At 75.3% G+C, this 13,437-nt stretch carries 4 protein-coding genes; all 4 read right to left on the bottom strand.

Features of this window, described 5'->3' with window-relative positions:
* Positions 1 to 17 precede the first annotated feature (17 nt).
* A complete protein-coding gene (gene gntD, locus ACFYOB_RS17470) occupies positions 18 to 1,049 on the bottom strand; it encodes a guanitoxin biosynthesis L-enduracididine beta-hydroxylase GntD (protein ID WP_388560699.1) in 1,032 nt (343 codons plus the stop codon).
* Between the two features lie 38 nt (positions 1,050 to 1,087).
* Positions 1,088 to 2,197 (bottom strand): capreomycidine synthase, encoded by a 1,110-nt coding sequence (gene vioD / locus ACFYOB_RS17465; RefSeq protein WP_388560697.1) that lies wholly within the window; start codon positions 2,195 to 2,197, stop codon positions 1,088 to 1,090.
* Between the two features lie 93 nt (positions 2,198 to 2,290).
* Entirely contained in the window at positions 2,291 to 8,701 is a 6,411-nt protein-coding gene (locus ACFYOB_RS17460; protein WP_388560695.1) for an amino acid adenylation domain-containing protein, read from the bottom strand.
* A gap of 68 nt (positions 8,702 to 8,769) precedes the next feature.
* Positions 8,770 to 13,428 carry an amino acid adenylation domain-containing protein gene (locus ACFYOB_RS17455; protein WP_388560693.1) on the bottom strand — a complete coding sequence of 1,553 codons (4,659 nt, stop codon included), beginning with the start codon at positions 13,426 to 13,428 and terminating at the stop codon, positions 8,770 to 8,772.
* Between the last annotated feature and the right edge of the window lie 9 nt (positions 13,429 to 13,437).

Here is a 13,437-nt window from a genome sequence, read left to right as displayed (position 1 = left end):
GGGCCGACGGGCCCTGGTCAGAACAGGACGCGGGATGCGGCGGTGGCCCGCGCGTCTCGGGACCTGCGCAGGTCGCGGGCGACGTTGACCCGCTTGAGCCAGCGGTCTGTGCCGTCGAAGCGCGCCGCGAAGGAGCTGCGGCCGTGCACCGCGCGGTAGTTGTCGACGAAGACGATCTCGCCGGAGGCCAGTGCGGCGCCGCCGAGGCGGCGGTCGATCTCGTCCGATAGCCGCTGGAGGGAGTCCCGGGCCTGCGGGTCCAGCCGGTCCAGGTCCATGAAGTACGGGTCCAGGCACAGGTAAGGATCGGCCGGTGAGCCGAACAGCACCGGTACCGGTGCCGCGTCGTCGCGCATCTGCTTCAGCCGCTCGTACGCCGCGTCCAGCAGCCGCGTGCCGCCCTCCAGGGGGCGTCCGGGGCCGGCGTCGAGCATCTGGAGGTGCGAGTTGTCGGGCAGCATGTAGAAGCGCGGCTCGGCCAGTACCCGCCGGTCCTCGGCGGAGATCTCCAGGTCCTGCACTCCGACGAAGGTGGTCGGCACCCGGTCCGGGTTGCGCAGGCAGAGCAGGCCCACGTAGTCGCCCCGGTAGGGGTGGAAGGCGTCCTCGACGTGCCAGAAGATGGTCTGGTTGCTGCCGGTGCCGATCTGCTCGTCCTCGTGGCCCTTGACCGGCAGGACGTCGTGCACCAGGTAGCCGTCCTGCTGGGTGGCCCAGGCGACCGGCTCGCCGAGCAGCGCCCCGCACAGCAGCAGGAAGATCTCCTCGCGCAGGGCCGGGGAGACCCCGGTGCGGTGCTGCCAGTGCGCCGGGGTGGCGCCGATCCGGTCCTGGTCGACGCGGTAGCCGGAGACCACGCAGGCTCCGGCCGGTTCGTGCAGCCGGAAGTCGGTCAGGAAGCGGCGCAGCGCGAGCGGCAACCGGTGGGACTGGAGGGTCAGTTCGTCCTGGAGGGTCTGGTCCTCGACGCTGTCGTGCCGCTCGGCCAGTTCGTCGAGCAGGGCGGCGACCGCGTCGGCGTCGGCGGGGTCGAGTGTGAGGGTGTGCATGGGGTGGATCACCTCGGTGGTCGGGTCTGCGAAGGGAGTCAGCGGGGTTCGGGCAGCAGCGCGGCGAGCCGGTCGAGTCCGGCGGTCAGCTCTTCGGCGGCGCCGCCGAAGCCGAGCCGGATGTGCCGGGGGGCGCCGAAGCAGGCGCCGGGTACGACCAGCACGCCGTGCTCGCGGTCGAGCCGGTCGGCGAACTCCGTCACGTCCGCCACCGTGGTCAGCTCGGGGAAGGCGGTGACCCCGCCGGCCGGCAGGTCGGCGGACACCTGGTCGCGGTGCGCGGCCAGCCAGTCGGCGAGCACCCCCCGGTTGGCGGCGGCCTGGGCCAGCCGGGGGCGCAGCAGTTCGTCGGCGTGCCGGACGGCGTGCGTGGCCACCGCTTCCACGAGCGGGGAGAGGGCCAGGCTGGTGTAATCGCGGCGGCGCACGCAGCCCGCCAGGACCTCGGGCGCGGCGAGCGCCCAGCCGACCCGCAGGCCCGGCAGGCCGTACGCCTTGGACAGGGTGCCGAAGGAGATCGCCCGGGGGTAGCGGGCGGTCGGGTCGGGCAGCGGCGGACGGTCGTACACCAGGTGCTGGAAGGCGTTGTCCCAGGCGAGCCAGGTGCCGTACCGGGCGCAGGTCTCGATGACGGCGGCCTGCTGGTCCTCGGTCACCGTGGCGCCGGTCGGGTTGTGCGGGAAGTTGACCACCACCATGGCGGTGTCCGGGCCGATCAGCGCCAGCAGCTCGTCCTCGTTGGTGACCACGCCGTGCTCGGTGCGCATCGCCCACGGGACGATCCGGCAGCCCAGCGAGGCGGCCACCTCGACCAGCGCGTGGTAGGCGGGGGCCTGCACCACGACCTCGTCGCCGGGCTTCAGCAGGGCGTGCATGACCAGGTAGATCGCCTCGCTGGAGCCCTGGGTGGCGATCACCGAGCCGGGGTCGGTGCCGTGCCGCTCGGCGAGCGCGGCGCGCAGCGGCTCGCCGCCCAGCGAGTGGCTGTCGCGGAACACGACGTCGCCGAGCGAGGCGGCGCTGGTGCCGGCCAGGGCGAGGACCTGGTCGACGGTGTAGTTCTCGACACCGCTGCTGCTGATGTCGTAGGTGGTGGTGAAGTACCGCTCGCGGAGCCAGTCCTCCAGCAGTGCCGGGGCGATGGGCATGGGTTCCTCCGGTGGCCGGGTCGGCCGGGTTTCGACGTACTCGGGGTTCGACGTGTTCGGGGGTGGGTGCGTGGGCAGGTTGCTGCGCCGGGCTCAGGCGGTGGCGAGGCCGTCCTCGGCCTCCAGTTGGGCGAGCAGCCGCGCAAGGTCGTCCGGGTCGGTCGCCTCGGCCTGGAGCTGCACCACCCGCAGGGCCAGCTCGGCCACGGTGGGCGCCTCGTAGAACACCCGCAGGTCCACCTCGACCTGGCAGGTCTCGCGCACCCGGGCGGCGAACCGGACGGCCAGCAGCGAGTGCAGGCCGAGGTCGAAGAGGTTGTCGTGGACGCCCACGGCCGGCAGGCCGAGCAGTTCCCCGGCCAGCTCCGCGATCTCCGCCTCGGCGGGGGTGCGCGGGGCCACCGCCGCACCGCCGGTCAGCTCGGCACGACCCGGGCGGGGCAGCGCACCGCGGTCGAGCTTGCCGTTGCCGTTCAGCGGCAGCGCGGGCAGCAGCACGATCGAGGACGGCACCAGGTACTCGGGCAGCCGCTCGCGCAGAGCGGTGCGCAGCTCGAAGACGTCCGGTTCGGTACCGGGGGCGGCCACCACGTAGCCGACCAGCCGCTTCTCGCCCGGCTCGTCCTCGCGGACCACGACCGCGGCGGCGCCGACCTCGGGCCGCTCGGCGAGCTGCGCCTCCACCTCGCCGGGCTCGATCCGGTGGCCGCGGATCTTCACCTGCTGATCGGCGCGGCCGATGAACTCCACCTCGCCGTCGGCCCGGTGGCGCGCCAGGTCGCCGGTGCGGTAGAGCCGGGCGCCGGGTTCTCCGTACGGGTCCGGGACGAAGCGTTCGGCGGTCAGGCCGGGGCGGCCCAGGTAGCCGCGGGCCAGACCGGCGCCGCCCAGGTGGAGCTCGCCCGGGGAGCCGACCGGTACGGGCTGACCGGCCGCGTCCAGCAGGTAGACGGTGGTGTTGGCCAGCGGGCGGCCGATCGGCAGGCCGTCGCCGTCCACCGGCTCGCCGGTGACGCGCCGGGTGGTCGAGGTGCAGGTCACCTCGGTCAGCCCGTACACGTGCACCAGCGGCACCCCGAGCCGCTGCCAGGCGGCCAGCCGGTCCCGGCGCACCCGCTCGCCGCCCATCGCCACGAACCGCAGGTCCGCGGGGAGCGCGGCGCCGGTGCGCTCCAGTTCGGCGGCCCAGTCGTGCCAGTAGGCGGTGGTCAGTTCCAGGCCGGTGATCCGGTGCTCGGCCAGGTAGCCGGTCAGGTCGACGCCGCCGGCCAGCAGCCGGGCACCGGGCAGCACCACGGTGGCACCGGCGGCCAGGGCCGGGAAGAGCTCCTCCAGCAGCACGTCGAAGCCGGTGGAGGCCAGTTGCAGGAAGCGGTCGCCGGGGGCCAGCCGGAATTCCTCGGCCATCGCGAGGGTGAAGTTGACCAGGCCCCGGTGGGTGAACATCGATCCCTTGGGGGAACCGGTGGTGCCGGACGTGAAGAAGACGCAGGCCAGCGCGTCCGGTGCGGTCGCGGTGCCGGTCACCGGGGCGGCCGCGTCCGGCGCGGCCGCCGCCTCGATCGGGGCCACCGGGACCCCGTCCAGGAGCCCGCCGGACTCGCTGCCGTCGGTGAGCACGAGCTGTGCGCCGGACAGTTCCAGCAGCAGGCGCAGCCGCTGTTCGGGCAGCGCCGGGTCGAGCGTCGTGAACGCCGCGCCCGCCTTCAGCACCCCGAGCAGGGCGGTGACCAGCTGGGGCGTCGGGGCCGCGTGCACCGCGACCACGCTCTGCCCGCCGACGCCCAGCGCCCGCAGCCGGCCGGCGCACCGCTCGGCGGCGGCCTCCAGTTCGGCGTAGCTGGTGGTGCGGCCCTCGTGCTCCAGCGCCGGGGCGCCGGGGGTGCGGGCCGCTGCCGCCGCCACCAGGTCGTGCAGGCCGACGGACGGGAGGGGGCGGGCGGTGTCGTTCCACTCGGTGAGCGCGGTGCGGCGCTCCTCGGCGTCCAGCAGCGCAAGCCCGGACAGGGCGGTGCTCGGCGCGTCGGCGGCAGCCTCCAGCAGCACGCCGAAGCGGTGCGCCAGGCGGACGATGCTCTCCGCGTCGAACAGGTCCGTCGCGTACTCCACCGTGAAGACCATGCCTCCGCCCTGCTCGGCGGCGGTGAACATCAGGTCCATCAGGCAGGAGCCGGTCTGCGCGTCCACCGGCTCGACGTCCAGCCCGTCGAATCCGGCCCGGGGCGGGCGGGCGCTCTGCAGGGTCAGCATGGTCTGGAACACCGGGTGCCGGGCGGGGTCGCGCTCGGCTCCGACGGCGTCCAGCACCTGCTCGAACGGCACTTCCTGGCAGTCGAAGTCGGCGAGCACGCGGTCGCGGGTGCGCTCCAGCAGCTCGGCGAAGGCGGGGTCACCGGACAGGTCGCCGCGCAGCGCGAGGCTGTTGACGAAGCAGCCCACCAGGCCGTCCAGTTCGCGCTGGCCGCGGCCCGCGACCGGGGTGCCGACGAGCACGTCCTCGGCGCCCGAGAGCCGTCCCAGCAGTGTCTGGTAACCGGCGAGCAGCACCATGAACAGGGTGGCGCCGTGCCGTGTGCCCAGCGCGCGCAGCCGCTGCGTCAGCTCCGCGGACAGGGTGAACTCGTGGACCGCACCGGCCAGGCTCGGGGTGGCCGGGCGCGGCCGGTCGGCGGGCAGTTCCAGTACCGGCAGCGGTCCGGCCAGCCGTCCGCGCCAGTGCTCCAGCTGCTCGGTCCAGCGGCCCTCGGCGGCCCGGTCGGCCTGCCACTGGGCGTAGTCGGCGTACTGCACGGGAAGCGGCGGCAGGTCGCGGCCGTCGTAGAGCGCGGCCAGGTCCTCGACCAGTACGCCCATCGACCAGCCGTCGAGCGCGATGTGGTGGATCACCAGTACCAGCAGGTGCTCGGCCGGGGCGATCCGCAGGAGCAGGGCGCGCAGCGGCGCCTCCGCCGCAAGGTCGAAGGGACGGGTGACGAACGCGTCGACCAGGTCCTCCGCCCGCTCGTCGACGGCGAGTTCACGGACGGTCAGCGGGGCCTCGCCGGCCGGCAGGACGCGCTGCGTCGGGGCGCCGTCCGTCTGCACCACCACCGTACGCAGCACCTCGTGCCGGGCCATCAGCGCGCGCAGCGCGGCGGCCAGCGCCACCGGGTCCAGGTCGCCGCCGATCCGAACCGCGGTGGGCACGTGATAGGCCGGGTTGCCGGGGGCGAAGCGGTCGAAGAGCCACATCCGCTGCTGGGCGAAGGAAAGTGGCAGCGGGCGGGAGCGGTCCGCGGGGGTGACCGGCGGCAACGGGGCGGCGGGCGCCGGGCCCTCGGCCGAGCGCAGTCGCCCGACCAGGCCGGCCTGCGCGGCCACCGTGGTGGCGGCGAACACCTCGCGCAGCCGCACCTCCACGCCGAACTCCGCGCGCAGCGCGCTGACCAGCCGGTTGGCGAGCAGCGAGTGGCCGCCGAGGTCGAAGAAGTCGTCCAGTACGCCGACCTCGGGCAGCTCCAGCAGCCGCTGCCAGATCGTGGCGACGGCGGCCTCGTCGGCGGTGCGGGGGGCGAGGCGGTCCGCGGTGTCGGCCGCCGCGGCCGGTTCGGGCAGCGCGGCCCGGTCCACCTTGCCGTTGGGCGAGAGCGGCAGGGCCGCCAGCCCGGTCCACAGCGCGGGGACCAGGTGGCCGGGGAGCCGCTCGCGCAGCCAGGCGGCCAGCTCGGCGTCGGAGACCGGGGCGTGGTCCGGGCGGGCCGCGGGCACCCAGTAGGCGGCCAGCCGCCGGTCGCCGGGGGCTGCCTCGCGGGCCACGACGACCGCGTCGGCCACGGCCGGGTGCCCGAGCAGGATGCCGGTCACCTCGCCCGGCTCGACCCGGAAGCCGCGGATCTTGACCTGGTTGTCGGCGCGGCCGAGCAGCTCCAGTTCGCCGTCGGCCCGGCGGCGGGCCAGGTCGCCGGTGCGGTAGAGGCGCTCCCCCGGCACCCGGCCGTACGGGTGCGGCACGAAGCGCTCGGCGGTCAGGCCGGGGCGGCCCAGGTAGCCGCGGGCCAGGCCCTCGCCCGCCACGCACAGTTCGCCGGGGACCCCGGCCGGTACCGGGCGCAGCAAACCGTCCAGCACCAGCAGGCGCTGGTTGAGCAGCGGGCGGCCGTAGGGCACCGGGCCGGGCCCGGCGTCCTCGGGGACCAGGTACTCGTTGTTGCAGAAGGCGGCCTCGGCCACACCGGCCGAATTGACCACCCGGCAGCCGGGGGCCGCGGCGCGCAGCCGCGGCGGCAGCGCGGGCGGCAGTACGTCGCCGCCGATCATCGCGGTGCGCAGGCTGTCCAGGGCCAGGCCGTGTTCCTCGGCGGCGGCCAGCATCGCCTCGGTACCGGCCGGCCCCATCGACCACACGGTCACCCGGTGGTGCGCGACCAGCTCGGCCCAGTGCCGCGGGTCGCGGACCGTGTCCTCGGCCGGGAAGACGACGGTGGCTCCGGCCACCAGCGGGGCCAGGCAGTCGTGCACGGCCGGGTCGAAGCTCGGCGAGTGCAGCGCGATCATCCGGTCGCCGGGGCCGAAGCCGTGCGAACGGGCCAGTCCCGCGAAGGTGTTGACGATGGCCCGGTGGGTCACCGCGACGCCCTTGGGGCGCCCGGTGGAGCCGGATGTGTACACCAGGTACGCCAGGTTGGTCTCGCCCGCTCCCGCCGGCTCGCCTCCGGTACGGCCGGATTCGCCCTCGGTACGGCCGAACTCGGGTCCGTCGGCGGGGATCTCCTCCAGCAGCAGCGGTTCGGTGCCGGGCGGGAGCGCAACCGCGGTGGACCGGTCGGCCAGGACCACGGCCGGGCCCGCGTCGGCGAGCATGAAGGCCAGCCGGTCGGCCGGATAGGACGGGTCCAGTCCGAGGAAGGCGCCGCCCGCGCGCAGCGTGCCCAGCATGGCGGCGCTGAGTCCGGCCCCGCGCTCCAGGCACAGCGCCACCGGTACGTCCGGCCCGACGCCGGCCTGCCTCAGCCGGTGGGCGATCCGTCCGGCCCAGGCGTCCAGGGACCGGTAGTCCAGGGTCCCGGACGCGTCGATCACGGCGGACGCTCCGGGGGTCCGGGCCGCCTGGCGGGCGAACAGCTGGTCCACCCGCCGTCCGGCGGGGAACTCGCCGTCGGTGTCGTTCCAGCCGTGCAGCTCCCGCTCCAGCTCGGCCGCGGTGAGCATCGGCAGTCCGGACAGCCGGGTGCCGGGTGCGCGGACGGCGGCGCTCAGCAGGGTGGTCCAGTGGCCGAGCAGCCGGGCCACCGTCGGGGCGTCGAACAGGTCGAGGGCGAACTCCGCGAACCCGGTGAAGCAACCGTCCTCCTCCGCCAGTTGCAGGTCGAGGTCCAGGTGCGCGCTGTCCCGTGCCACGGGCACCGGCTCGACGGCCAGGCCGGTCAGGGCGGGTGTGGTGGCGGGCGCGTTCTGGAGCACGAAGCCGACCTGGGCCAGCGGGTTTCGCGACAGGTCGCGGCTGGGCGCCAGCTCCTCGACCAGCCGGTCGAAGGGCAGCTCCTGGCGGTCGAAGGCGTCCAGCGCGGTGCCCCGCACCCGCTCGACGAGCTCGGCGAAGGTGGGATCACCGGCCAGCGAGGTGCGCAGCAGCACCGTGTTGACCAGCGAGCCGACCAGCAGCTCGGCGCCCGGGGCCCGGGTGGCGGGCCCGGTCGCCACCACCACGTCCCCGGTACCCGCGTGCCGGCCCAGCACCGCCTGGAAGGCGGCCAGCAGCACCATGAACGGGGTCGCCCCCGCGGTCTTGCACAGGTCGCGCACCGCCTGCGAGGCGGCAGCGTCCAGCCTCACCGGCACGCTCGCGCCGCGGAAGCTGCGCACCGGCGGCCGAGGCCGGTCGCCGGGCAGTTCCAACGCCTCGGGTGCTCCGGCCAGTTGGCCGCGCCAGTAGTCGAGCAGCCGTTCGCCGAGCCCGCCGTCCAGCAGGGCCTGCCGGCCGGCCACGTGGTCGGCGTAGCGCACCGGAAGCTCGGGCAGCCGTACCGGCCGCTGTTCGGCCAGGGCGGCGTAGCACTCGGAGAGTTCGGACATCAGCAGCCCGAAGGACCAGCGGTCCACCACGATGTGGTGCAGGACCACGACGAGCAGGTGCTCCTGCGGCCCGAGCACGATCAGTTCGGCCCGCATCAGCGGGCCCTTGGCCAGGTCGAACGGCTGCTCGGCGAGCCGGCCGGCCAGTGCGCGGGCTTCCTCTTCGCCGGCTCCGGCGGCCTCGGTCAGGCCCAGCTCGAAGGCGCGTCGCGGCAGCACCAGCTGGACCGGGGAGCCGTCGCGGGCCGGGAACACGGTGCGCAGGGCCTCGTGCCGGTCGACCAGCAGCTGGAACGCCCGGTGCAGGTGCTCGGTGGCCAGCGGTCCGCGCAGCCGCAGCGCGGCAGCGGTGTTGTAGACGCCGCTGGGGCCTTCCAGCCGGTCGATGAGCCAGAAGCGGCGCTGGGCGGCGGAGGTCGGCAGCACCTCGACGGTACGGGGGGTGGTGGCCACGGGGTGCTCCTTCACGGGGGCGCGGTCGGGGGTGGGGGCGGTGGCGCTCGGGCCGCTCGCGGCGGCGCTCACAGGTCTGCGCCCATCAACGCGGCCAGCTCCCCGGGGGACAGGTCGTCGAACCCGGCGTCGGCGGCCGGTACGACCTCGCGCACCGGCCCGGCCGACGCGGCCGGCGCTTCGACGGCCGGGGCGCGGCGCACCGTCTCGGCGTACTCGCCCAGGACCGGTGCCTCGAACAGCGCCCGCACCGTCAGCTCACGGCCCAGGGCCTCGCGCACGGCGGCGGTCACCTGGACGGCGAGCAGCGAGTGCCCGCCGAGGTCGAAGAAGTCGTCGGCCAGGCCGATCCGGGCCACGCCCAGGACGGTGCTCCAGATCTCGGCGAGGGCCCGCTCGGTCTCGTCGCGCGGGGCGAGCAGGGCGGTGGATCCGGTGGACCAGTCCGGCGCGGGCAGTGCGGCCCGGTCGAGCTTGCCGTTGGCGGTCAGCGGGAGCGCGTCCAGCGTGACGAAGCCCTCCGGGACCATGTACTCCGGCAGCCGTTCCCGCAGGTGGGTGCGGAGCCGGGGCACGAGGCCGCGGGCGGCGCGGCCGCGGTGCGGGTCGTTGGCCCAGTGCGGCCACGGCAGGCCGGCGCTGTCCCCGGCGGGCGGCAGCGCCGTCTCCGGGTCGGTTCCCGCCGGGCGGAAGGCGGCGTCGAAGCGGCCGAGCGGGTCGCCGTCCGCCCAGCTGAGCTCGACGGCGAGGCCGAGCTCGTCGGCGAGCTCGCGCAGCTCCTGCGGATCGAGGGCGGCGGGGTCCTCGGTGGCGCCATCGGCCGGATCCGTGCCCGGGGCCGCGGCGGCGAGCCGGGCGGCGGTGCGGGCGTCGGCGTGCACCCGGGCGTTGGGGATGCCGGTGACCACCAGCGGGGAGCCGTCCAGCAGTGTCCCCAGCAGTGTCCGCGGGTCGCCGCCGGTCCACTGCACGGTGCGCACCGGGGCGTCGGGGTCGGGGGCGGGTGCGGTGTCCAGGTGGAGTACGACGTCGTAGCGGTAGCGGGTCATCTCGTTGGGGTCGCGGCCGGGCTTGAGCAGCACCTCGACTCGGCCGATCCGCGGGATCTCCTGGCGCAGCGCCTGGAAGAAGCGCGGGTCCAGCAGCAGTTCGTCCTCCTGCCGTACGGCGAGGCGGACCTGGCGGGCCAGTTCCGCGTCACCCGCCCCGGCGGGCAGGCCCGGCCGGAGCACCGAGACCTGGAAGGCGTCGAGCAGGGCCAGGTGGCGTACGTCGCCGACCACGATCCGCCCGCCCGGGGCGAGTACGGCGGCGGCCTTGGTGAGTACCTCGGTCAGGTAGGCGGCGCTCGGCAGGTACTGCGCCACCGAGTTGACGATCACGGTGTCGAATTCCTCGGCCGCCAGGTCGTCCACCTCGTGGCCGGCCCGGCGCAGCAGCCGTACGTGCTCCCAGTCCGCCGGGAGGTGGCGGCGCACGTGGGCGACGGCGGTATCGGACAGGTCGAGGCCGGTGTACTGCTCGCACGCGCCGGCCAGCCGGAAGAGGAGCAGGCCGGTGCCGCTGCCGATCTCCAGGACCCGGCGCGGGCCGGTGCGGCGGACCAGGGCGACGGTGTCCTCGACCCAGCGCCGCATCTCCTCGGCCGGGATCGGCTCGCCGGTGTAACTGCTGGTCCAGCCACGGATGTTGAAGGTGGGGTCGGCGCCGCCGACCTGCTCGTACTGGTCGTAGGCGGTGTCGAAGACGGTGCGCCACCGGTCGACCTGCTCGGCGTCGGCCGCGCGGCCCGGGCCCTGCGCCGTCTGCTGTCCGGCCTCCTGGTCGGGGACCAGGTAGGCGACCAGCCCGGTGCCGCCGTCCGGGGCCTCCCGGGGCAGTACGGCCGCGTGCCGTACGCCCGGGTGGGCGCCCAGCTCCGCCTCGATCTCGCCGAGCTCGACCCGGTGCCCGCGGACCTTCACCTGCTGGTCGATGCGGCCCAGGTACTCCAGCGTGCCGTCGGGCAGCCGCCGGGCCAGGTCGCCGCTGCGGTAGAGCCGGTCGCCGTCGCCGAGCGGGGAGGGGACGAAGCGTTCGGCGGTCAGGCCGGGGCGGCCCAGGTAACCGCGGGCCAGGCCCGGCCCGCCGACGCACAGCTCGCCGGGGACCCCGGGCGGCACCGGTTCGCCGCGCCGGTCCAGCAGGTGCACCGCCAGGTCGGCGAGCGGGCGGCCGATCACGCTGCCGGAGGCGGTCAGGTCGGCGGGGCCGAGCGTGTGCGCGGTGACGTGCACGGTGGTCTCGGTGATGCCGTACATGTTCACCAGGCGCGGGCCGTCGGGGTGCCGGGCGGCCCAGTCGCGCAGCGTGCCCGGCTCCAGGGCCTCGCCGCCGAACACCACGTGCCGCAGCGCGAGCGGACGGGCCTGCGGCTCGTCGGCCGCCGCGTCGGCGTCGGCGTCGGCGTCGGCGTCGGCGTCGGCGTCGGCGTCGGCGTCGGCGTCGGCGAACTGGCGGAACGCGGTGGGGGTCTGGCTGAACACGGTGACGCCTTCGGCGCGCACGAGCGCGCGGCAGGCGGCAGGGGTGCGCCGGGCCTCCTGCGGCACCACGGCGATCCGCCCGCCGTGCAGCAGTGCGCCCCAGATCTCCCAGACCGAGAAGTCGAAGGCGGCCGAGTGGTAGAGCGACCAGACGTCGTCCGGGCCGAAGGACACGTCCGCGGCGGCCGCGTCGAACAGCCGCAGCACGTTGGCGTGGGTGAGCAGCGCGCCCTTGGGGCGCCCGGTGGTGCCGGAGGTGTAGATCACGTACGCGAGGTGGTCCGGGCCCAGCGGGGCCAGTTCCTGGGGCTGCGCGGACAACGGCTGCGCGGACAGCGGCTGGTCGACGTCCAGGACCGCGATCCCGTCGGCGAGCGCGGCGTGTGCCGGGTCGGCGACCAGGGCCACCGCGCCGGAGTCGGCGAGGGTGAAGGCCAGCCGCTCGGCCGGGTGGCGCGGGTCGAGCGGGACGTACGCGCCGCCGCTCTTCAGGATGCCCAGGATCCCGGTGACCAGCCGCACCGAGGGCTCCACGCAGATCGCCACCCGGCTCTCCGGGCCCACCCCCAGCTCGCGCAGCCGCCGGGCCAGCGCGTCCGAGCGGCGGTCCAGCTCGGCGTAGCTCAGGCGCTGCTCACCGCAGCCGACCGCGATCGCGTCGGGCCGCAGCCGGACCTGTTCGGCGAAGGCCGCCGGCAGGCTGCGCGCCCCCGCTCCGATGGCTTGCCGGGCGGCGCCGGCCGCCAGTTCGGCGCGGCGCTCGGCGCCGGTCAGCAGCGGCAGCGCGTCCAGCCGGGTGTCCGGGTCGGCGACCGCGGCGGTCAGCAGGCGCAGCCACTGATCGACGAACCGGCGTACGGTGCGCTCCTCGTACAGCTCGGTGCTGTAGTCGGCCAGGCCGGTCAGGCCCTGCGGGGTCTCGGTGACCTGGAGGTGCAGGTCGAACTTGGCGGTGCCGGTGTCCACCGCGGCCACGTCCATCCGCAGCCCGGGCAGCTCGATCCGGGTCTCCGGGGTGTTCTGGAGCACCAGCAGCAGGTTGGCGAAGGGCGTGCGCCCGCCCGCGTCGCGGTCCGGGCGGGCCTCCTCGACGATCCGCTCGAACGGCACGTCCTGATGGGCGTACGCGGCGAGCGCGGACTCCCTCACGCGGCCCATCAGTTCGCGGAAGGTCGGGTTGCCGGAAAGGTCGGCGCGCAGCGGCAGCATGTTGACGAAGAAGCCGATCAGACCCTCGGTCTGCGGGTGGTTGCGGTTGGCGACCGGCGAGCCGACCACCAGGTCCTCCTGCCCGCTCCAGCGGTGCGCCACGGCCGTGAATCCGGCCAGCAGGGCCATGTACAGGGTGGCGTCGTGCTCGCGGGCCAGCGCGGTCAGCCGGGTGGCCAGGTCACCGTCCAGCCGCCACGGGAAGCTGGCACCGGCGAAGCTCTGCCGGGCGGTGCGCGGCCGGTCGGTGGGCAGGTCCACGGTGCTCGGCGCGCCCGCCAGCCGCTCGCGCCAGTGCGCCAGTTGTCGGTCCAGCGCTTCACCGGACACCCGCTCGTGCTGCCAAAGGGCGAAGTCGGCGTACTGGACGGGCAGTTCGGGGAGATCAGCCGCGTCGGGGCGGTAGTGGTGGGCCAGTTCGCGCACCAGGACGTCCAGCGACCAGCCGTCCGCCACGATGTGGTGGATGGCGAGCAGCAGCAGGTGCTCCTCGTCGGCCAGCTTGACCAGGCTGCCCCGGAGCAGAGGTCCGGCGCCCAGGTCGAACGGGCGGCGGCTCTCCCGTTCGGTGAGCTCGTCGAGCGCGGCCTGCCGGGCGTCGTCGGCCAGGGCTGACAGGTCGGTGAGCGGCAGTGCGACCTCGGCCGCGGCGTGCACGACCTGCTCGGGGCGGCCGTCCGGGGCGCGGAAGGTGGTGCGCAGCGCCTCGTGCCTGGCCACCACCCGGCCCAGGGCCCCTTCGAGCGCGGCGGCGTCCAGCCGTCCGGTCAGCCGGACGGTGCAGGCGATGCTGTAGAGCGGACTCGGACCGGCGAACTGCTCGACGAACCAGAGGCGCTGCTGGGCGAAGGACAACGGCAGCCGGGCCCCTTCGGGGCGGCGGGCGATCAGGTCGGCCGTGCCGGTGCGGGCGAGGCCCTGCTGCTGGAGCAGCTTGGCGAGCAGGCGGCGCTTGTCGGAGGAGAGCGCGGTGCGCTGGGGTGACTGGCTCATTGGGTGATC

The organism is Streptomyces sp. NPDC006463 (assembly GCF_042870715.1).
In the GTDB taxonomy this organism is placed as follows: domain Bacteria; phylum Actinomycetota; class Actinomycetes; order Streptomycetales; family Streptomycetaceae; genus Streptomyces.
The sequence above is the reverse complement of the archived record's forward strand: the minus strand, read 5'-3'. Positions and strand labels throughout refer to the sequence as shown.

Bases quoted from the DNA above. Each gene is read 5' to 3' on its own strand.
- gntD (WP_388560699.1), bottom strand. From the start codon at position 1,049: ATGCACACCCTCACACTCGACCCCGCCGACGCCGACGCGGTCGCCGCC.
- vioD (WP_388560697.1), bottom strand. From the start codon at position 2,197: ATGCCCATCGCCCCGGCACTGCTGGAGGACTGGCTCCGCGAGCGGTAC.
- ACFYOB_RS17455 (WP_388560693.1), bottom strand. From the start codon at position 13,428: ATGAGCCAGTCACCCCAGCGCACCGCGCTCTCCTCCGACAAGCGCCGC.